The following is a 21,831-nucleotide window of genomic DNA, read 5'->3' as shown; positions in this document are numbered from 1 at the left end:
CCGCCACAACGAGCACTTACCGTCGACGCCTGAGGCATGCCGCTCCCGCGACTGCGATTGCCAACAGCGACAAGCTGGAGGGCGTTGGAACCGGCAAGGTCACGATGTCGCGCAGTACGTCGCCGTTGTTCTCCGTCAGGAAGCTGGCGATCAGGTTGAAGTTTTCGTCGTATTCATGGGCCCTGGTGTTGAGACCATCGGTGGCAAACAGGTGTTGTGAACTCGAATCGTAGTGAACGCCTACGATCTCGGTGGAACTGTAGAATGGCGGGGATGCGGGAGCAGGGATTGTCTCCATCAATGTCGGCAAGGTGCCCGATATGTCGAACACGTGAATCCCTACGTCCGCCAGGACACTGCCCGCGAACAGGCGATTGCCAGTCTCATCGATGGCAATGTCCGACATTTCCAAGCCGGGAAACGTGGCTACACCGATAAGGGTGCCGCTGGGCGCGAACTTGAATAGCTCTCCCCCGAGATGCGCGATGTAAACGTTGCCGGAAGCATCGGCATCGATCCCAGCAAGGTGCATCAAGTCGTTATCCATGAATTGCCCAGTGATGGCGCCGGTCGAGTCAAATCGCGTTGCCACGGTATTCGGTGGGCCACAGCAGCTGGGGGACGAGAGATGCCCCGATGTTGTGTAGACAGATCCACTGCTGTCCGTTTCCAGGTGCACTGGATTCAGAATCGAGGCGAAGACCCCTGCCGGATCTCCACTGGTGGTCAGTTTGCGAATCTCGTCGTTGCCAAAGTCGGCGACGAGCAACTCACCGTTGAGCAGCGCCAGTCCAGAGTAGCGCGACGATTCATCGCCTGGCGCAATAAATGTCTGGTCAGCGCCGTCCAACCGCCCCACCGCATCCAGGAAGATGAAGTCGGGCTCTTCTCCGAACGTCTGTTGCTCTCCAGCAAGGAATGCCGTTTGGCTCAACACGCCGGCGTTGCCTTCCGCGAGACGCCAATCTCCAAGCCAAACCATGGCAATTGCAGCACCGACTAAGATTGTTCGCGTGTTCATTAGCGCTGCTCCGTCGTTTGAGTCAGTAGGTGTCGTTTCGATGATGTGCGGGTGTCCGCCACATACGGACCACTATACGAGCCGCCGGTAGACCCGTCAATCATTTCATTAGGGCGTTTGCCCCACCGCGGTTTGCAGCGGCTGTACCGCGCGCGTGCGACAATTTGGGGACGGAATTCGCTACAAAGTCGCCTTTTCCTGTACTCCCAATCGTCCGCCGTGAAGCTTTGACGCTTGGCGCGATAGGGGGGATGCAAGCGTTGCAACTGAATTGAAGGCCTGTGCTTGCCCGACCTATCCCCCTGGAGGCCGGTCTGGCCACTAACGGATTAGAAAACGATATATAGACGCGAGGATCGCTGTGTTTCACCACTCTACCACTCTGCGCTGCGCATTGTCTTTCAGCTTGGCAGTGCTCGCCGTGCTCAGCAATGGGCCGGCCAAAGCAGCCACGCCCAACCCCTGTGCTGGCAGCCACAAGGTTGTTTTCTACGCTAACGACTTCAGTTACCTGAACGATCCGAACTACTGCGGCGATTGTTTGGGCGACTGCATGAAGCAAATGGCAATCGACCCGTGCGGCCATTGGGGCACGCTCGACATCGGTGGCCAACTGCGTCTGCGATACCACCACGAAGACGGCATGGGTCGCCAGCCTGGTGTTTCCGGGTTCAACGATACCAAGAACGACTTCATGCTCACTCGCTTGCGGTTGTACACCAACTGGAAGAAAGACTGGCTGCGGATCTACGCCGAAGGCATCACTGCCGAAGTGGTTTCGAACGACTTGTACGTTCCTCGCCCGATCGATATCAACTCGGCCGACTTCCTCAACTTGTTCGCCGACGTTGCCTTGACCGACTCGTTCACGGTTCGCGTTGGTCGTCAAGAACTGCTGTACGGCGTGCAGCGTCACGTGTCGCCGCTCGACTGGGCCAATACCCGCCGAACGTTCTCCGGCATCAAGACGATGTATCGGGGCGACGTGTGGGACGTCGACGCGTTCTTCACCAACTACGTGCCGGTTTCGCCTTACGACTTCGACGAGCCCGACTACAACCAATCGTTCTACGGCGTCTACGCGACTCGCTACAATCAGTGTGGCGGGGCCAACATGGACCTGTTCTACCTTGGTTACGACAACGAGAACCAGTACGCTTCGCCCCCGACGGTTGTAACCGCGGGCTCGGCCGACTTCTCGGTTCACACGTTCGGCACCCGACTGTGGGGCGATATCGACGGTGAGTGGCTGTACGAATTGGAAACCACCTTGCAGACCGGTCGCCAAAGCGGACTGGGCCGCGATCACCGTGCCGGCATGTGCACGATTGGTTTTGGTAAGAAGCTCGACATGGCGTGGGCCCCCACGGTGTGGATGTACTACGACTTCGCCTCGGGCGACGATCAGCAGGGCAACTTCAATCGCTATAACCAATTGTTCCCCTTGGCTCACAAGTACCTTGGCTTCATCGACGCAGCTCAGCGGTCGAACATCAGCTCGCCGAACTGCTTGCTGACAATGTCGCCCAGCAGCAAATGGTCGCTGTTGTGCTGGTACTACTACCTGGGCGCCGACCAGGCCAGCGACACCATTCCGTTCGTGGCCACCCCGTCGGTGCAGAACACCACCACGAAGTACTTTGGTCACGAGCTGGACTTGATCGCCGCCTACAAGTTTGCCCCTCGCTCCAACGTCCTGTTCGGCTATTCGAATCTGTGGCGTGGCAGCAAGATCATCGGCACCAACGACGCCCACTTCTTCTACACGCAGTGGGAATTGGACTTCTAACGGGCTGACGATCCGAACGACGAACTACCCAATGGCCAATGGCGCGCACTTGCGTCATTGGCCATTGGTCATTTACCTGAGCTCCGAATTTGGATGGATGGGTTTTGGGCCAATTGACCCAACATTTGATCCATTGGCCCAAAACCCCAACGGCTCTGGGGTTCCCGTGTTCAAAATGGACTGCAATTTAAGGGGTGTTTTCGCTCCCGCGGGTCAATTCCCCAGGGAGTTGTTCCCCGCATGTTGTACCAAAACCCCATTGGTCCAAAACCCCGGTGGTCCAAAACCCCGGTGGTCCAAAACTCAGCTGGTCCAAAACTCAGCTGGCCCAAAACTCAGCTGGCCCAAAACACCGGGAGCAAATACGCGAAGGGCAAGCCAGTGGAAAACCTACTCACCTACTCCACCTACTCACCTACTCACCTACTCACTTACTCACCTCAACCAAATTGCCAAAGATCTACCGCAGCTACAAGTTGCCGCACCTCTACTGGATCACACCACCGCGCGATTTCAACAGCGATTATTTTACACACCGATTTATGAGGCACTTCGCTTTCGGAGGCTGGCGCGTCGACGTCCAACGAAAAAAGCCGCGACCATGTGGTCGCGGCTTTTGAGTTTCGCGTTGAAGTTGGTTAGGCCGAAGTCGCGCCCACGGCGGCGAGGCCCTCTTCTTCGACGAACTCTTCGTGCCCTTCTTTGAGGGAAGCCTTGGCGGCTTCGAGTTCCACTTTCGATTCCGTTTCGGCCGCTTCGCTGAATCGAACCGTGAACGCCAGGAACGAGGCGACGGTTACCAGTCCGCCAAGGATCAAGAAGGCGGTGGGCCATTCCAAAGAGCTCTTGAACAGGAAGCCAGCGGCAACTGCGCCAGCGTTTCCACCAGCGCCGACAATTCCCGAAACGGCGCCGAGTGCCTTCTTGTTGATAAACGGCACCACCGAATAGGTCGCTCCCTCGGACATCTGAACAAACAGGCTGAACAGGATCAGCGCCGGCAAGGCGACCGCGATGGCGCTCATCTGCGAGAAGAACATCAAAGCCAGTCCTTCGCAGAACAGCGCGATGAACAGCCAGGTCACACGCCCCTTGAGGCCCCAGCGAGTGCCAAATAGGTCGCCAGAGATGCCGCCCAGCGTGCGGGCGAAGAGGTTCATCAACCCGAAGCAGGCAGCCATCGCGCCTGCAGCGGTGAGACCCAGGCCGAAGTAGTCGGTAAAGTACAGTGCGGCCACGTTGTTGACGGTCAGTTCAATACCAAAGCAGGCGGCGTAGATGAAGAACAACGACCAAACGCGATAGTCCTTGCACGCTTCGAGGAAGTTGCCCTTCGCTGCTTTGCCTTCCGGCAGCTTGCCCGCTGCACGTAGTTCTTTGAAGTTTCCATCGGGAGCATCCTGCGTGAATTTGTAGTAGGCGATACCTGTCAGCAGGCAGACCACACCCGCTACGACCATCGACGCCCGCCAACCAACGGCGTCGCTCAATCCAAGCACGGTCACAAACAGTCCGAACACCACAGGCATCACAAACTGTGTGACGCCGCCCCCCAAGTTACCCCATCCAGCTGAAGTCGCATTTGCCGTACCAACCACGTTAGGTGCAAACATGATCGACGTGTGATACTGCGTAATCACAAACGAGGCGCCGATGACGCCGATCAAGAGTCGAAAGATCAAGAACGTTTGAAAGTCATGCGCCAGTGCAATGCCCATCACTGGCAGCGAACCGAGCACTAGTAGCCAGGTGTAAGTGAGTCGGGGACCAAATCGATCGCACAGCCACCCGATCAGCAACCGCGCGACGATGGTAATCGCCACCGAGGCGATGATCGACCAGCCGACTTGTTGCTTGGTGAGGGAGAGTTCGTCGCGAACCACGGCCATCAACGGGGCGATGCCAAACCACGCAAAGAAGCAGAGAAAGAAGGCGAACCACGACATGTGGAACGCTCGAATCTGCGGCATGTCCAAACGGAAGAAGTTACTCCACAGAGCAGTGGCTTTGTTTTCGACTTTCATGGCGGTCCGTTGCTATTTGCAAAAAGAGGTGTTCAAAAGCGCTTACCACAACTCCTTCCCTAACAGTGGGCCTTCCAGCCCGCAGCGACCGCCTGGCTGCGTGGGTGTTCTCGACGAGAACGGGAAGTTGATGGGGGCATACGTGTCCGCAGTGCCGAACGCAAGCGTTATGCCAAACGCGAAGAACTCGGCGGAGGAACCGCCTTTTGCGTTCTATGGGTCCGAGAAAGTCAAATTTCGGCCGCAATTCTTGCGGGATTCCCACCGCCGAGCGTTGGCAATGGAGACAAATAGAGCCTATTTGCGATGCACGCATTGCCTAACTGGTGGGCAGAAGCGCGCGCATTATTAGCGCGCGAAGGGATGCAAAACGCTTGTTCCTCCGCATTTTTGGGGACTTTATGCGAAGCCTCGCGCGGCATCGCGTTGGCATCTATCCAAGTGGTATCCCAATTGCTCTACGGGCTTGGTTCGTGCGGGCAACGTCCTGCCGTGCTATTTCTTTCGCTGAGCTTTCTTTCATTATCTGTATGTCTATCGTCACTCAGGCCCTATCGAACGAGCGAGATGGTGAAGCTTTCTCGTTGGTCGATATGCTCATTGCCGAGCAGCAGGAGACAACCGCCGTTGCTCGCTTCGCGCAGAAGCACGCCGACACGACCGACCCTCTACTGGCTAGACAATACAGCGACCTGATCCCTCTCTCCAAGCCCAATCCTGGCGAGCAGTATGCGTTTGAGGTCGACCTCGACGCTTGCAGCGGTTGCAAGGCGTGCGTTGCTGCGTGTCACAATTTGAATGGCTTGGACGAAGCGGAGCAGTGGCGCAAGGTTGGCCTGCTGCACGGCGATTCCGATCATCAGCCGGTACTGCAACACGTCACTACGGCTTGCCACCATTGCGTCGACCCGGGTTGTTTGCTCGGGTGTCCCGTAAAGGCATACGACAAGGATCCCGAAACGGGCATCGTGCGGCACCTGGACGACCAGTGCATCGGTTGTCAGTACTGCGTGTTCATGTGCCCTTACGACGTGCCGCGGTACAGCCCGGAGCGTGGCATCGTTCGCAAATGCGACATGTGCCACGACCGTTTGGCCGTAGGCGAAGCGCCCGCCTGCGTGCAATCGTGCCCGAACCGCGCAATCAGCATTCGCACGGTGAACAAGGACGAAGTATGCCAGGAAAGCACCCACAACCGCTTCCTGCCCGGCACGCCCGACGCCACGATTACCAAACCAACCACGCGGTATAAGTCGAGCAAGGACCTCTCCGCGTCGCTCAAACCGGCCGACTACTACTCGGCCAAGATCCAGCATAGCCACATGCCGCTGGTGATGATGCTGGTGCTGACGCAACTTTCTGTCGGTGCGTTCCTGATCGGACAACTGTTGGTTACAGGACCTTGGCAGGACACCGTGATGCTGCAAGGCGTGCGACCGGTCTACACGATTGTCGGCTTCCTGGTCGGCTTCGTGGGCATGCACGCTGCCGTGTTTCACTTGGGGCGCCCGCAGTACGCGTTTCGGGCGTTCCTGGGGCTGCGCACTTCGTGGCTCAGTCGCGAGATATTCGCCTTCGGCGGCTTCGCCGGCTGCGCGTTTGCTTACGCGGCAGCGCTCTGGTTGGCTAAGGATCGCCCGATGCTCTTGCCGCTGGCCAATGGATTGGGCTGGCTTACCGTGGCGGCGGGCATAGGTGGCGTGCTGTGCTCCGTGATGATCTACGTGAAGACCCGCCGCCCGTTCTGGAGGTTCCCCCGCACCGCCGGTAAGTTCCTGCTAACGAGCGTGATGCTCGGCGCGCCGGTGGCGCTGGTGGTGTCGCTCTCGGCGTGCTACTTCAACGACGCCTTGGAGCCACATGCCATCATGCGGCGCTACGGTCAGTCGCTGTGTGTCCTGACAATCATTGCAACGGTCGCCAAGTTGGCACTCGAGTCGAGCGTTTTCCTGTATCTCAAGCAGCAGGACCATACACCGATGAAGCGGACCGCGATGCTTCTCTCTGGCGAGTTGAGCATGACCACACTGCTGCGTTACTTCTTCGGCGTGTTGGGCGGAGTGGTGTTGCCGCTGGCGCTGTTGTCCAGTCAAGCCAGTTCGGCAGGCGCCGAAGGCTTCGATCCGCTGTTCCTGTTGATCGTGGTCTCGCTGATCACCCTGTTGTTGACGCTCGGCGAAATGGTGGAGCGTTTCTTGTTCTTCGCGGCGGTAGTCGCCCCTCCCATGCCAGGACCGACGGGATCATGAGCACCGAACTACCCATCGCACCATCGTCGGACCGTGTGGCCATTCGCGACCGTGTGGCGTCGCTGGTCCGCCAATGGCAAGGCCCGCTCACGGCCGACTTGCTTCGCACGCCGGGCAAGTTCGGGCTGGGGCAGGTGCCGGCCGGCAAAGCGCCCGACGCGACCACGACCGCAGTCTGCGGCTATTGCTCGACCGGATGTGGACTCAACATCCATCTCCGCGACGGCGAGGCCGTGAATCTCACGCCGGACGTCGAATATCCCGTGAACACCGGCATGGCCTGCCCCAAAGGGTGGGAAGCCTTGTCGGTGCTGCAGGCGAGCGACCGCGGCACGATTCCGCTGATGCCCGACGACTTCGGCAACCGCGTGCCAGTGAAGTGGGAGATCGCCCTGAAGGTGTTCTGCGATCGCTTCAAGGCCATCCAGGAGAAGCACGGCAAGCAATCCGTTGCGTTCCTCAGCACCGGGCAGCTGCCCACCGAGGAAATGGCCTTTCTCGGCAGCCTCGCCAAGTTCGGCATGGGCGCGCTGCATGGCGATGGCAACACGCGGCAGTGCATGGCCACGGCCGTGGTGGCTTACAAACAAGCGTTCGGTTTCGACGCCCCGCCCTACACGTATCAGGACTTTGAAGAGTCGGACGTGCTGGTGTTCGTCGGCGCAAATCCGTGCCTGGCGCATCCGATCATGTGGCAACGCGTGTGTCGGAACCCGCACAACCCCGAAATCATCGTGCTCGACCCCCGCGCGACCGAAACCGCCAACGCGGCCACACAGCACGTCGCCTTGCGACCGAAGTCAGACATGGCCGTGTTGTACGGCCTCGCGCATATCTTGATCGCCGAAGGGTGGATCGATCGTGAGTTCATCGACGCGCACACGGCCGACTTCGATGGCTTTGCCCACCACGTGCAGGCGTTCACGCCGGAGCGAGTGGAGCAGGAGAGCGGCATCACTCGAGAGCAACTCTACTACGTCGCCCGCACCATCCACCTCGGCAAGCGGGTGAGCTTCTGGTGGACGATGGGCGTCAATCAAAGCTACCAGGGCGTGCGGACCGCGCAGGCGATCATCAACCTAGCGCTCATCACCGGCAACATCGGTCGACCCGGCACCGGGGCCAACTCCATTACGGGACAGTGCAACGCGATGGGCTCGCGGCTGTTCAGCAACACGACCAACCTGTTGGGCGGTCACGACTTCAAGAACGAAGCGCACCGACACAAAGTGGCCGGCGTGATGGGTATCGACGAGTCGCACATTCCCCACGAAGACAGTTGGGCGTACGACCGCATCATCGAAGGCATCTTGCGCGACGAGATCAAAGGCCTGTGGGTCATCTGCACCAACCCGGCGCACTCCTGGATCAACCAGAATACGTGCCGCGAGATCCTGGACAAGCTCGACTTCCTGGTGGTGCAGGACATGTACCACTCGACCGAAACCGCGGAACTGGCCGACCTGTACTTGCCGGCCGCCGGATGGGGTGAGAAGGAAGGCACGTTCATTAACTCCGAACGCCGTATTGGCCTTTTGAAGAAAGTCTGCAAAGCGCCAGGCAAGGCGCTCTCGGACTTCTCCATCTTTAAGCTCATTGCCCACTACTGGGGCTGCGAAGAGATGTTCGCCGATTGGGACTCGCCCGAGGACGTGTTCCAGACGATGAAAGAACTCTCGCGCGATCAGCCTTGCGAGATCACCGGCATCGACGACTATCGCATGCTCGACGAGCGGGGCGGCATTCAGTGGCCCTACCGTGCAGGCGTCGACTCCGACGACTCGCAGCGGCGGTTGTTCGAGGATGGCCGTTTTTACCACGAAGACGGTCGGGCGCGGTTGCTGTACGAAGAGCCCAAAACGATGCCCGAGCCGCCGAACCCGCGGTACCCGTACTTGCTGCTCACCGGCCGCGGCACTGCTTCGCAGTGGCACACCCAGACGCGGACCTCGAAGTCGAGTGTGCTCCGGACGCTCTACCCCGAACACATTTACGTCGAGATGCACCCCGACGACGCCAAGCGAGAGGGTATTCGGCCGAACTCGATGGTCCGGGTCGCCTCGCAGCGCGGCAGCTTGAAGGCCAAGGCATTCGTCACGCCTACCGTGCAGCAGGGGCAGGTGTTTATTCCCATGCACTACGAAGAAACCAACCAACTAACGCTGGCGCACTTCGACCCTTACTCGCGCCAGCCATCGTACAAGAACTGCGCCGTGAGTATCCGCCCAGAAGGGAGCGACGTGGCAAAATGAGTGAGTCGAATGGCTTTTCCCCGGAGCAAAAGAACTTCCTGCAGGGCTTCGCGCTCGGCACCGATGTGTCGCGCAAGGTTCGCGGTCTGCCGGTGCTCTCGGGAAGTGGCGGAAGTCCCGGTGGCGAGTCGATCACCGTCGGCGCGGCCGCGCCGCCAGCCGCCGGAGCGTTGCCCTTCGATCCCGAGTCGATGCACAGCGAAGCGCAAGACCAGCAGGTGGCCGCTGGCGGGAAGTTGGTCGCCGAGGAAAAAGCCAAACGCGAGAAACCACCCTCCGGCATGTGGGACGAAATGGTCGCCCGGGCGGCCGACGGTCAGTTCCCCAAAGGGACCGACGTTTTCCTCACCAAGTACTACGGCATGTTCTACGTCGCCCCGGCGCAGGACTCCTACATGTGCCGGCTGCGTTTTCCCGGTGGCGACCTCCGCTCGTGGCAACTCCGCGGGCTGGCCGATTTGGCCGACAAGTTCGCTGGCGGATACACCGACGTCACTACGCGGGCGAACCTGCAACTACGCGAAATCAAGGCCAAAGACCCCATCAACGTCCTCACCGGGCTCCGCGATCTGGGCATCATCAACTACGGCTCTGGCTCCGACAACATTCGCAACGTCACCGCCAGCCCGCTCAGCGGAATCGATGCCGAAGAACTGATCGAGACGCTGCCGCTCGCCCGCGACATGCACTACTACATCATCCACCACCGCGAAATGTACGGGCTGCCGCGCAAGTTCAACATCGCCTTCGACGGCGGTGGTTCGATCAGCGCCCTGGAAGACACCAACGACATCGGTTTCACCGCAGTTCGCGCCCGTGGCGACGAGTTGCCTGAAGGCATTTACTTTCAGCTCACGCTCGGCGGCATCACGGGTCACAAGGACTTCGCCCGCCCGACGGGGGTTCTGTTGGAACCCAAAGAGTGCGTGGAAGTGGCCGCCGCGGTGGTGCGGGTGTTCATTCGTAGCGGCAATCGCACCGACCGCAAGACCGCGCGGCTCAAGTACGTTCTCGACGACTGGGGCTTCGACAAGTTCCTGGAAGAAGTCGAAAAGGACCTCGGCCGCACGCTCCGCCGCGCACCGCTCGACGCCTGCGACCCGCGTCCCTCGGACAATCGCCAGGGGCACATCGGTTTCCACGCCCAGCGGCAGCCGGGCATGAACTACGTGGGCGTCGCCTTGCCGGTGGGGCGGATCCAGAGTGACCAGATGCGGTCGCTAGCCGAGATCGCCGAAAAGTGGGGCACGGGCGACATTCGCCTAACCGTTTGGCAGAACCTCTTGATCCCGAACATTAACGACGAAGACATCGACGACGTCAAGCAAGCAATCGAGTCGATTGGCCTCGATTGGTCGGCCAATAGCATCCGCGCCGGGCTGATTGCCTGCACCGGAGCGGCCGGCTGCAAGTACGCCGCCGCGCCGACCAAGGCCAACGCCATGGCGATCGCAGATTACGTGGAGCAGCGACTGGAACTCGACACGCCGGTGAACATCCATTTGACCGGCTGCCACCATTCGTGCGCCCAGCATTACATCGGCGACATCGGCTTGATTGCCGCGAACGTCGACAATCCCGACGACCCCGATGGCGACACCGTCGAGGGCTACAACCTATTCGTCGGCGGCGGCTACGGCATCCGCCAGGCGATCGCGCGGGAACTGTTCCCCGCACTTCCGTTCGAGGCCGTCCCGTCGCGCGTGGCAGCGTTGTTGCAGGCGTACCTCGATCGTCGCGAAGGCCCCGACGAGGCTTTTGTGGATTTTGCCCGGAGACACGAAGTAGAAGAGCTGCGCGAGTTTTGCAGCTTGCAGCCAGTTAGTTCGTAGACACCTGAATCGAGTTGACGACTATGAGCGTTTCGCTAATCCCCGATTCCGCCCCGTTCACCGAAGAGCAACGGGCGTGGCTCAATGGTTTTCTGGCTGGTTGGACTGGCATTGTTGATTCCGCCAACGGAGCCCATCTCGCCAACGGCGCGGAAGTCGCCACCGCGCTACTCGACGTTGCGCCCGAGCCTGCCGCGGAAGAGGAAGAGGATTTCCCGTGGCACGATCCGGCCATCGAGATCGACGAGCGGCTCGAGATGGCCAAGGACCGCCCGATCGAACGTCGGATGATGGCCGCCATGGCGCAGCTCAACTGCGGCGCTTGCGGCTACGTCTGCCAGACCTACAGCGAAGCGATCGCCGATGGTAGCGAAAAGAACCTGACGCTCTGCTCGCCCGGCGGCAAAGACACGGCCAAGATGCTCAAGAAGCTCGCCAAAGAGGCAAAGTCGAGTCCCGAGAGCAATGGACAATCGAACGGTAAAGCCAACGGGCACAGCAACGGTCATACGAATGGCAACGGCACCGCCCTCAATGGAGCCTCCAACGGATTCAGTCGCTCGAACCCCTTCACCGCCAGGCTCAAGTCGAGCTTCAATTTGAACCTCGAAGGCTCCGCGAAGCATACCTCGCACGTGGTGATCGACCTGGGCGAGAGCGGGCTCGACTACCGAGTGGGCGACTCGCTGGGAGTCTATCCCACCAACTGCGACGAACTGGTGAACGACATCTTCCAGTACCTCGACACGCCCGATCCGGAATCGCTCCGTTCGCTGTTGATGGAGAAGTACTGCTTGCGGTCGGTGACCGACGAGCTGATCGAACTCATGGCGTCCAAGTGCGACGACTCCGCCCAGAAGCAGAGCATCCTGCAACTGATCGATGCGGACGAACTGGACGAGATGGACGTGCTCGATGCACTCAGGAAATGCTCGACCACGAAGCTCCCGGCCGCCGAGTTTGTCGAGAGCCTCTCGGAACTGGCGCCGCGATTGTATTCGATCGCCAGTTCGCATAACGCCAATCCTGGCGAGGTGCACCTCACGGTCGGCCGCGCGACTGCGACCATCGGCGAGCGAACCTACAAGGGCGTGGCCTCCACGATGTTTGCGGACCGGGTGAGCGAAGGCGCCCCGGTGCGTGTGTACGTCCACCCGTCGCACGGCTTCACCGTGCCGGCCGATCCCAACGCTCCCATGATCATGGTTGGCCCCGGCACCGGCATCGCACCGTTTCGTGCGTTCCTGCAAGAGCGATGCGTCACCGGAGCCACCGGCAAGAACTGGTTGTTCTTCGGCGATCAGCGCGCGTCGACCGACTTCCTCTACCGCACCGAGTTCGACGAACTCATCGAGTCCGGCAAGCTGAACAAACTGAGCGTGGCCTTCAGCCGCGACCAGGAGCAGAAGATCTACGTGCAGGACCGAATGCGTGAAGAAGGCGCCGAGCTATTTAGTTGGCTGGAGCAAGGTGGGTACTTTTTCGTATGCGGCGACGCCAAGCGGATGGCCGCCGACGTCGACCGCGCGCTGCACGAAGTGGTCGAGACCCACGGCAACATGACGCCCGAGGACGCGAAAGCTTACGTCGAGAAGCTCAAGTCCAACCAACGGTACATGCGAGACGTGTACTAGAAATTCAGGCCCCTTGGACAATGGGCAGGGCGTTGGGGTCTGCGCATAAAAAAGCCCCTGCTCTTGCAGGGGCCAATGCCGCGAGCGGCAACTCGGTGCAACTTTGTGCAAGCGGAGAGGACAGGATTCGAACCTGCGGTACGGAATGACCCGTACGCCGATTTAGCAAACCGGTGCTTTCGACCACTCAGCCACCTCTCCTGGTGGGTGCCGGCGCACGGCTCGCGCCAGCACCAAGGGTCCTATTCTACGTCGCCCATCGCGTGCTGAAAAGTCCAGCCTTTTTTGCGATTTGGGCGGGCTCTTTGGGCCTACCGGGCGGCCAGGCTGTCGTCCACGGGGGCGACTGCGGCTGGCCGATTCAGGGCCTCTGCTTCACTGGACCCGTCCGAGTTGCCCTCGGTTCGGTGGTGGAGCGAATAAAGCACCGGGGCAATAATCATCGCCACCACGCTGATCAGCTTGATCAGAATGTTGATCGACGGGCCGGAGGTGTCCTTGAACGGATCGCCCACGGTGTCGCCGGTCACGGTGGCTTTGTGCATTTCGTCGAAGTCGTCGCCCCATTTGCCGTGACCTTCGTCCTTGGTCTGCTTCTTGGCATTGTCCCAAGCACCACCGGAGTTGGCCTGGAAAATCGCCAAGCAAACTCCCGAAATCGTTACACCCACCAGCAGGCCGCCCAGCATATCGGGCGAGTAGAGGCCAATTACGATGGGGGCGATCACTGCCAAGAGACCCGGCGCCACCATTTGCTTGATGGCCGCTGCCGTGGCGATTTCGACGCAGTGGGCGTATTCAGCCTTTCCATCGGCCGCGGTAATAATCGCGTTTTCTTCGTCCGTGGGGTCACGCTCTTCGCTCTCCGCCCGTTGCGCCGCGTCGAGCGCCGGGCGTAGTTCGGGAATGTCGCGGAACTGCCGACGCACTTCTTGAATCATGTCTTGGGCCGCGTTGCCCACCGCCACCATGGCCATGGCCGAGAAGCGGAACGGCAGCATGCAGCCAATTAGCAGACCGACCAGCACGAAAGGATCGGCCGCATTGATTTCCACGGTGCCGTTCATCTTGGTGAGGTAGGCTGCGGTTAGGCTGAGCGCTGTGAGCGCAGCCGAGCCGATGGCGAAACCTTTACCGATGGCGGCTGTGGTGTTGCCCACCGCGTCGAGCTTGTCGGTACGAGCACGCACTTCGCGGCCCAGGCGCGACATTTCGGCGATCCCACCCGCGTTGTCGGCGATCGGTCCGTACGCGTCAGTGGCTAGTTGGATGCCGAGTGTCGAGAGCATGCCCAAAGCGGCCATCGCAATGCCATACAGCCCGGCGCAATAGAACGCCACGAGAATCGCCACGCCGATCACCAGGATTGGGGCAGTGGTGGAGTTCATGCCAACCGCCACGCCCTGGATGATGGTTGTGGCCGGGCCGGTCTTTGAGGCTTGGACAATCGTCTCGACCGGTTTGCGGTTACATGCGGTGTACCATTCGGTGATCATGCCGACCAAAATGCCGGCGATCAGCCCGGCCACCACAGCCATGCTTACGCCCTTCCAGGAGTACACGTTTTCAGGCGCACTCTGGCCGTAGATGACTGTTTCTTGAAAGGCGATGCCTTCGGGGATCAGCGCGTAAATCGCACCGATCGTGCCGATGATCATTAGGCCGCCAGCGACAAACATGCCGCGGTTCAGACCCTTCTGCGGGTCGCCCCCTTCTTCGGTGGTGACGAAGAAGAAGCCGATGATCGAGGCAATCGCCCCCACCACCGCGACGACCAGTGGCAAGTACACCGCGTTCATGCCGGAGCCAGGCTCTGCTAGTTCCAGGCTACCGTACCAGGCAGCGCCGAGAATCATACTGGAGATCAACGCACCGACGTACGACTCGAACAGGTCGGCGCCCATGCCGGCCACGTCGCCCACGTTGTCGCCCACGTTATCGGCGATGGTCGCGGGATTGAGCGGGTGATCTTCGGGAATACCCGCTTCGACTTTACCCACCAAGTCGGCACCCACGTCGGCCGCCTTGGTGAAGATGCCACCGCCCACACGCGCAAACAGCGCGATGGACGAAGCACCGAGTGAGAAGCCAGACAGGATGTTGAGGACCAAATTTCGTGCGGACTCGTTGTCGCTAAGCGATTCGGGATACATCACGGTATAAGCAAAGAACAAGCCCCCGAGTCCCAATAATGCTAGGCCTACAACCGACAGTCCCATGACCGAGCCGCCAGCGAACGCCACTTGCAGCGCCGTGTTGAGCCCGCCGCGAGCTGCCGCAGCGGTGCGGGTGTTAGCCAGTGTGGCCGTCTTCATGCCAAAGAAACCCGCCAGGGCCGAACAAAACGCCCCAAGCACAAAAGATAGGGCGATGAAGCCGTTCGTGTTCTGATCATTGCCGAGGCTCTGGTTCGAAATGCCCAGCAGGATTGCCACGGCCACGACGAACACGGCCAGCGATCGGTATTCGCGAGCCAAAAAGGCCATGGCGCCTTCGGCCACCCAGTTGCCGATCATCTTCATGCGATCGTCGCCAGCGTCCTGCTCACGAACCCACTTGGCTCTGGCCATCGCATAGACCAGGGCGGCGATGGCAACCGCGGGAACAACATAAATGATGAGTTTCGGGTCGGGCATGGTGCGAGTCCTTGTAGCTCAAGCAGCTACCATTGAGGTGAACGATGGTATAGTTGGGAGGCTCTGCGGGCGAGGCGTTCGCCGTGTAGCGCCGGCGTAATGAGAGATAGCCGTAGCACGACTACATGCGAATGGACCATCGGTGCCGCGTCACCGCTCCTGTTGGTCAACGAGTGGATTCCTATGCCCCTCGGGCAAGCGCGGATCGTGTGATTTCACATGGCCCAACGCTTAATAACGTGGAAGTCTAGCCCACGCGTCGAATTGCTGTCAATGCGGGGAGTGGGCCGCATCAGCACGCTTTGTCCATCGAGCGCGCCTTATCGTCTCAGTGCACACTCACGAGCGCGCCAAATCGTCCGCCCACGCCTGGATGACCGTCTGTAGGTGGACATTTCGGTCGACTTGATACTCCGCGTCCAGGCAGCGATCGATGCGACGAATGATCCGCGGCGCGTCGGCCGAGGCGGCATCGGCGCGGAGATGACGGCGATAATGCCGCGCCACGAGGCCCAGCACTTGCAGCAGCGCGTTACGACGGGGGCCCGCTTCTTTGCCGGCCGAGTTGGAGAATTCGTGCACCATACTGGCCAATTTCACGCTGTCGATCACCGGCTGGCTCAGCAATTCCACGGCCTGCGTGTGGACCTGCCACAGCGCCTCGTCGGCCATCGCCACCGCCTGATCAAGGCTTCCCTCGGCCAATTCCGAAACGGTTGCGGCAACCTGAGGATCGGCGACCAGCTGGTTTTCGACTAGCAACTGCGCTACCGTTTCCACGTCGAGGGGAGCGAAACGGACAATTTGCGACCGCGAGCGAATGGTGGCCAATTGCCGCGCTTCGCTGGTGCCAATCAGGATGATCACCGAGCGGGGCGGAGGCTCTTCCAGGGTTTTTAGCAGCGCGTTGGCCGTGGAGTTGTTGAACGTATCGGCGTGGTCGATCACTGCCACGCGGTGTCGGCCGAGGTACGGCTTGAGCGAAATGTCGTGGCACAGCCCCTCGCGATTGCGATGCTCGTCGTCGCCAACGAACTGCTCGAGGATGAGCGTTCGCTTGTCCTTTCGCAGTCCCACTTCCAGCAGATCGGGGTGGTTGTCGGCGGCCATCAACAAGCACGACTTGCATTGGCGGCAGGCCACCAGTTCGTTGGGCGGCGACTCGGTGCACAGCAAACACTCGGCCAGCCGATGGGCGAACATCCGCTTGCCCACTCCGCCCGGCCCCACAAACAAGTAGGTGCTCGCCAGTCGCCCGTCGCGCAGCGTGTGCGCGAATCGCTCGGCAATCGCATCGTGACCGTGGATGCCCATCCACATCGCAGCACCACCGCTGGGTAAATCGGGAATTGAAACACATACCGCGTGCGAAACAGTTATACTCGAAGCTGCGATGTTTTTCGTCTCCCCCGCTGGAACCTGCGGATCCGCCATGACGACCGACGCGACCATTCGCACCCAGTGCCCAAGCTGCCAGGCGAAGTTTCGCGTGGCCAGCGAGCACGTCGGGCGGCGGACCCGCTGCCCTGGTTGCCGCCAGGCGTTCGAGATTCAGCCCGTGGCCCAGTCCAAATCCAACGGGCCCAAGTCCAACAAGGCCGACGCCCCGCCCGAGGTAACCTACGTCGGCGTGAACTGCCGACTCTGCGGTACGCGGATGTACGGACGGCTGGATCAGGTCGGCAAACCGATGAAGTGTCCCGACTGCGACACCGAGACCACCTTGCCGCCGCCCAAGCCCACGGCCAAACAAGCGGTTCCCGCGGCGATGCTCGGCGAGCAGTACGAACTGTACGAAGGCGACGACCAGCCGTGGGGCATCACCTTAGCCGCCGCGCAGGCCGAGTCGGTGCCGGTGCACTGCGAGTTGTGCGGCACGCTGCAGCATGTGCCGCCCGAGATGGTTGGCTCGGTGGCGGTCTGCCCCGACTGCGATCATGGCACGCGAGTTCACCCCAAACCAACGACCGCCAAGAAAGACCTGGGGCCCGACCTGGAATTAGAGCCGCCTACGGTCACCGAGGAGATGGCCACGCCCACGGCGCCGCCGGTCTATTCACGGCTGCATGACTTTGAAAGTTTGAGCGACGAAGATAAAGAAGAGCGGATGTCGCGCGTGGCGACCAACCGCAAGGCACGCCCTCAGATGCCGCGGTTGCCGCTGGTGACCGGTTGGGGAGCCTTCCTCCGTTCACCCGGCGTGGTGCCGCGGTGGTTGGGGCTCAGCGTGTGGCTGAGCGGGTGCATTGCGCTGGCCGCGTTCTCGTTCACACTCATCTTCGGCGGCGGCCCCTACGGCGCGGTGGCCGGCCTGCCGCTATTCTGCGCTGCCGGGGCGATGCTTGGCTTGTGGTACGGATGCTGTGCAGCCATCGCCATGACGGTGATCACCGAAAGCTCTGAAGGCAACGACAAGATGACCGCCTGGCCGACGATCAATCCCATCGATTGGATGGGCGAAGCGCTCTACATGATGGTCGCCGCCTTGGCTTCCGCCGCGCCTGGCTACTTGCTGGTGCTAGTTACCGGCGCCCATTCTATCTTTGTGCTCGGCGGCATGCTCGCTAGCGCCTGGGTGTTTTATCCCATCATGCAACTCTCGAGCCTGGAAGCCAGCTCGCCGTTCGCACTGGCCATGCCCGGCGTGTTGGGCAGTCTGGGAGAGTGGTTCGGCACCTGGGGCCGGTTTTATATACTCAGCGGCCTGCTGGCGGTCGCCACGGTGCTCGTAGTCGGGGGCCTGGGGTGGTTGAGCCCTCCGCTGTTGTTGGTAGCCAGCGTGCCGATTGTAGGGGCGGCTGGCGTCTATTTTCGGCTGCTGGGACGGCTGGCATGGCGCATTCGCGAAGATAGCTGAAGCCGCGCCCACACGCCCAATCGTTGCACCCCGCACGGCTGGTCCCGGGCTTGCTAGCAGTTACCCATTTCCATGGCCCACTGGATAGAGACCACGCCGCGCGCCGATCATACTGAAGACTGCTCCTTCGGCTTCTTATCTACGATCAGGAAAACCGGCCATGGCACTCTACTACTCGGCATCGTCCTCGCAAAGCAACGAACTGGGCAAGTTCCGTCATCAACGCCGCCCTGGTATGCAGCAAGGTGGCCAACGCCGGTTCGGCAAGTACTTGTTCGAACTGGTCTCCATGGAGACCTCGACTCCCATTAAACGCACGCGGTACCACTTGCGGATCGTCACCGACCGCAACCTTCGCGTGGCCTACCTGCGCGACTTCCCCACGCAGCAAGCCGCCTTCACCGCTGGTGAAGAGTGGGTGCTGCAGCGCGAGCAGGTGATTCGGGAAAAGAAGAACAGCTAGGCAGCTGATCCTCGTAGCTGCCGTTGCCAGACGGCGGACCTCTCCCCTCGCCGAGAGTGCAAATCGTCTATAATCCACCGCGATCCCTTCACCACCAGGACGCGATATGTGGAACGAACGATACAGCACCGACGAATACGTTTACGGCACCGGCCCCAATGATTTTATAGCTTCTCGGTACACGGAGATTCCGCTAGGCAACGTGTTGAGCATTGCCGAAGGCGAAGGGCGCAACGCCGTGTTTCTGGCCGAGCAAGGATACTCGGTGACCGCTGTGGATGCGTCGGAAGTGGGACTCCGCAAAGCAGCACAGCTGGCTGCCCAGCGCGGTGTGCATTTGGAGTGCGTGGTAGCCGACTTGGCCGAGTACGATTTCGGCGCCGAACAACGGGACGGCATCGTATCGATCTTCTGCCCACTCCCCTCGGAACTGCGCAAGCAAGTCCACGCCAGGGTCGTCCGCGCCTTGAAGCCGGGCGGCGTGCTCCTGCTCGAAGCCTACACGCCCAAGCAACTCGAATACGGCACCGGCGGCGGAACGGATGCAGGCACTATGCAAACCGCTAAGTCGCTCCAAGCGGAGCTGGCGGGCTTGAGCTTTGTGCATCTGGAAGAGCTGGAGCGCGAGGTACTCGAGGGCATCTACCACACCGGCTTGGCGTCGGTGGTGCAGGTGATTGGGCGGAAAAAGCCGTGATCCGCAAATCAGGTGTCACCTATGCTGACAAGACATGACGCCACGAACGCTCAGGCACATGAGCGAACAGATTATTATTGAGGATGGCTCAGGCACCACGCTGTATTCGATAGTCAATATGGGATGCTGGGAGGAATCTAACCAGTCAGAGCTTGTAAAGTATGCCGGTCCATCTCCCGGGGTTGGGTTCTCTTCAAGCCAAATACCGAAGTTTGAATCTGTTCCGTCTACCCACTTGTCCACGAGTTGCGTGACATCCCATGAACGATAGGTCCCAGAGGTCTTATCTGGAATAGTAAGAGAAGCAGCAGCAGTGGGATTGATAGATGGACCAGTATTGAAGGTGACAGTTGACTCATCCCAAGAGGATGTCACCTCATATAAATCGTACTGCTTATCAAGTGCATCATTTCGTGAATGGAATAGCTTAAGCTGTGAGGACACGATCGTGGCTTTGCTCGGAATAAGAGAGATGTCGAACTGAAGCAAGCCAATCGACCTAGTGTCGTCGCTAAAGTTCGCATTTAGATATGGGAACGAGCCATAATTCTGAGAACTAAGCGTAGGGTAAGTACTTCCTCCATCGAGGATATGAGCATCTTGCGTGGCAAGTAATGAAACCTCATTCGACGCCCAACTCGTCGAGTAACTCAATGCAAGAAGAAGTAATGAAACGGTAATAGCCCTAGACACTGCGGCCCCCGTTGGAGATCAACTAAGCTGGCTGAATGCAAGAATTCCTGAGATTTTACTAAAGATAAGACCTTGCAGCAAGGTTTTGTTTCCGTTCGAGAAGGACCTTGCTCAGCGGGTGCACCGGGATGGTGGTGAGCCGCGGTCATTCCCTACTGCACCGCTTGCCGGCAGAGAACCGATTGAATTGCTTGCCGCAGTTCGCGTTGCTTGACGGGCATTGCCAGGGCGGTGCGGTGTTCGCCGGTTTCGGCTTCGTCGACCCATTCTTTGCGGGCCTCGTCCACCAGCAGCACGGCCGGGATGTCGCGGGTGATGCTCTCTTGGCCGAAGCGGTTGAAACCCTCGAGGGCCGGGCGGCCGATGTCGCCGGTGCTGAATAGCACGACTTCGGCAGAGGTGGCGTCCATGTAGAAGCGGTCGAGCGCCTTTTCGGGGTCGCTGGCCACCAGCACGCGATAGCCGTGTTGCTTGAACAGGTTCCGCAGCAGGTCCTGCATCTTCACGTTCGACTCGACCACCAGCAATTTGCGGGACTGGCCGTTTTCGTCATGGCCTTCGTTGCTGGCCAGTTCGCTTTTGGGTTGTTGACCCGTGCCGCGCTCGGCCAGGCGTTTGGCGGCGATCTTCAACTCGGCCAGCATCTCGGCCGGCGTCTGGTACCGCTTGTTCGGGTCGAACTCAATCGCGTGGTTGATCACCTTGGCGAACGTGGGCGGCACCTTCGGTGCGACGCTCGCGATGGGCGGAATGTGCTCGAACGTGGCCTTGTTCATCTGCTTGCCGCGGTCGCGTCCTTCGGGCAGCGGCGAACGGCCACTCAGCATGTGGTAGAAGATGCACCCGGCGAAGAAAATGTCGCTGCGAGTGTCTTCCTTGCGAACACCGGTCGCCCGCTCGAGCGCGGCGTACTCCACGGTGCGCTTCACGCCAGCGTCGGCGCCGGCTTCGCTCTCGAGCGCGGCCAGTCCGAAGTCGAGCAGCTTGGCCTGGCCTTCGCTGGATACCAGCACGTTCGACATCTTGAGGTCGCGGTGCGTTACGCCTTGCTGGAAGGCGTAGTTGAGCCCGGCGAGCATGCCTTCGAGGATGCGCGCGGCCTCCAGCGGCTCGAAGATGCGGCGCACCCGGGTAAACTCGCGGAGGTTCCGCCCCTCAATGAAGTCCATCACGATGTACTGGGCTTCGCGACGGGAAACCACTTCGTGAATGGGTACGATGTTGGGGTGTTTGAGCGATGCACCCAACTCCCCTTCGCGACGGAACACGTCGGCGTACTCGGCCATGTGCCGATTGCGCAACACCTTGACCGCGAACACCTCGTTCGTATCAACGTGCACGGCACGAAACACGCGGGCGAAGGTTCCCGCGCCCACACAGTACAGCACTTTGTACTTGCCATAGAAGTAGCCGCCTTTGAGGCCCTTCATGACACGTTCGAGCTGGTATTGGGTCAGCAGATTGCGTCGCAGGAGTTCTTGCGACAGGGTATGCAGATCGACGGTTCGGGTGCCGAGGTCACCGCGCACTGTCTGCAGGTCGCGATGGTCGAGTACCCCGACCTCCATCGCGCACTGTGCCAGTTGATCCGCGGTAGTAACCGTCGCCATAGCGCGTAAACTTACTTCTGTTCCTCGCCACGGTTGGCGGTGGGCAGCCAAATACCGCTGGCACTTCTGCTGAA

Annotated in this window: 14 protein-coding genes and 1 tRNA gene; 8 read left to right on the top strand and 7 right to left on the bottom strand. The window is 60.2% G+C overall.

Translation table 11 applies throughout. The features are described from left to right. Positions 1 to 16 precede the first annotated feature (16 nt). Positions 17 to 1,021 (bottom strand): hypothetical protein, encoded by a 1,005-nt coding sequence (locus ACQK2L_RS29505; RefSeq protein ID WP_425400641.1) that lies wholly within the window; start codon positions 1,019 to 1,021, stop codon positions 17 to 19. Between the two features lie 394 nt (positions 1,022 to 1,415). Here ACQK2L_RS29505 and ACQK2L_RS29500 point away from each other — a divergent pair, with 394 nt between their 5' ends. Further along, the gene (locus tag ACQK2L_RS29500; protein WP_425400640.1) at positions 1,416 to 2,810 is read left to right on the top strand and encodes an alginate export family protein; all 1,395 of its coding nucleotides are present in this window, start codon (positions 1,416 to 1,418) and stop codon (positions 2,808 to 2,810) included. Between the two features lie 638 nt (positions 2,811 to 3,448). Here the strand turns inward: ACQK2L_RS29500 and ACQK2L_RS29495 are convergent. Then, a complete protein-coding gene (locus tag ACQK2L_RS29495) occupies positions 3,449 to 4,834 on the bottom strand; it encodes an MFS transporter (protein ID WP_425400639.1) in 1,386 nt (461 codons plus the stop codon). Positions 4,835 to 5,364: 530 nt separating this feature from the next. Here ACQK2L_RS29495 and ACQK2L_RS29490 point away from each other — a divergent pair. The 4 genes from ACQK2L_RS29490 to ACQK2L_RS29475 are packed head-to-tail and all read left to right on the top strand — an operon-like array spanning position 5,365 to position 12,801. Beyond that, the gene (locus tag ACQK2L_RS29490) at positions 5,365 to 7,083 is read left to right on the top strand and encodes a DmsC/YnfH family molybdoenzyme membrane anchor subunit (protein WP_425400638.1); all 1,719 of its coding nucleotides are present in this window, start codon (positions 5,365 to 5,367) and stop codon (positions 7,081 to 7,083) included. Further along, entirely contained in the window at positions 7,080 to 9,335 is a 2,256-nt protein-coding gene (locus ACQK2L_RS29485) for a molybdopterin oxidoreductase family protein (protein WP_425400637.1), read from the top strand. The genes ACQK2L_RS29490 and ACQK2L_RS29485 overlap by 4 nt, the downstream gene beginning before the upstream one ends. Further along, positions 9,332 to 11,167, top strand: a complete 1,836-nt coding sequence (locus tag ACQK2L_RS29480; protein WP_425400636.1) for a NirA family protein — start codon at positions 9,332 to 9,334, stop codon at positions 11,165 to 11,167. The genes ACQK2L_RS29485 and ACQK2L_RS29480 overlap by 4 nt, the downstream gene beginning before the upstream one ends. A gap of 23 nt (positions 11,168 to 11,190) precedes the next feature. Continuing rightward, on the top strand, positions 11,191 to 12,801 hold the full coding sequence (locus ACQK2L_RS29475) for a sulfite reductase subunit alpha (RefSeq protein WP_425400635.1): 1,611 nt from the start codon (positions 11,191 to 11,193) through the stop codon (positions 12,799 to 12,801). A gap of 112 nt (positions 12,802 to 12,913) precedes the next feature. Here ACQK2L_RS29475 and ACQK2L_RS29470 read toward each other — a convergent pair. The 3 genes from ACQK2L_RS29470 to ACQK2L_RS29460 form a co-directional block, all read right to left on the bottom strand. Continuing rightward, positions 12,914 to 13,002: transfer RNA gene (locus ACQK2L_RS29470), tRNA-Ser, on the bottom strand. Between the two features lie 110 nt (positions 13,003 to 13,112). Then, the gene (locus tag ACQK2L_RS29465) at positions 13,113 to 15,437 is read right to left on the bottom strand and encodes a sodium-translocating pyrophosphatase (protein ID WP_425400634.1); all 2,325 of its coding nucleotides are present in this window, start codon (positions 15,435 to 15,437) and stop codon (positions 13,113 to 13,115) included. A gap of 339 nt (positions 15,438 to 15,776) precedes the next feature. Further along, the gene (locus ACQK2L_RS29460) at positions 15,777 to 16,757 is read right to left on the bottom strand and encodes an ATP-binding protein (protein ID WP_425400633.1); all 981 of its coding nucleotides are present in this window, start codon (positions 16,755 to 16,757) and stop codon (positions 15,777 to 15,779) included. 112 nt (positions 16,758 to 16,869) lie between these two features. On the opposite strand from ACQK2L_RS29460, the gene ACQK2L_RS29455 reads away from it, so the two are divergent. The 3 genes from ACQK2L_RS29455 (at position 16,870) to ACQK2L_RS29445 (ending at position 19,454) form a co-directional block, all read left to right on the top strand. Continuing rightward, entirely contained in the window at positions 16,870 to 18,294 is a 1,425-nt protein-coding gene (locus ACQK2L_RS29455; RefSeq protein ID WP_425400632.1) for an MJ0042-type zinc finger domain-containing protein, read from the top strand. Positions 18,295 to 18,454: 160 nt separating this feature from the next. Beyond that, complete coding sequence (locus ACQK2L_RS29450; protein ID WP_425400631.1) at positions 18,455 to 18,757, top strand: hypothetical protein; 303 nt, start codon at positions 18,455 to 18,457, stop codon at positions 18,755 to 18,757. A gap of 106 nt (positions 18,758 to 18,863) precedes the next feature. Further along, a complete protein-coding gene (locus tag ACQK2L_RS29445) occupies positions 18,864 to 19,454 on the top strand; it encodes a class I SAM-dependent methyltransferase (RefSeq protein ID WP_425400630.1) in 591 nt (196 codons plus the stop codon). 15 nt (positions 19,455 to 19,469) lie between these two features. Here the strand turns inward: ACQK2L_RS29445 and ACQK2L_RS29440 are convergent, their stop codons facing one another. Together ACQK2L_RS29440 and ACQK2L_RS29435 are read right to left on the bottom strand one after the other, a co-directional pair. Beyond that, positions 19,470 to 20,147: a DNRLRE domain-containing protein gene (locus ACQK2L_RS29440; protein ID WP_425400629.1), complete on the bottom strand. Its 678-nt coding sequence runs from the start codon at positions 20,145 to 20,147 to the stop codon at positions 19,470 to 19,472. A 152-nt stretch (positions 20,148 to 20,299) separates the two neighbouring features. Beyond that, positions 20,300 to 21,757 (bottom strand): protein kinase domain-containing protein, encoded by a 1,458-nt coding sequence (locus ACQK2L_RS29435; RefSeq protein WP_425400628.1) that lies wholly within the window; start codon positions 21,755 to 21,757, stop codon positions 20,300 to 20,302. Positions 21,758 to 21,831 lie beyond the last annotated feature (74 nt).

This window comes from Aeoliella sp., from assembly GCF_965227375.1.
In the GTDB taxonomy this organism is placed as follows: domain Bacteria; phylum Planctomycetota; class Planctomycetia; order Pirellulales; family Lacipirellulaceae; genus Aeoliella.
This window is presented reverse-complemented; position numbering and strand designations above follow the sequence as displayed.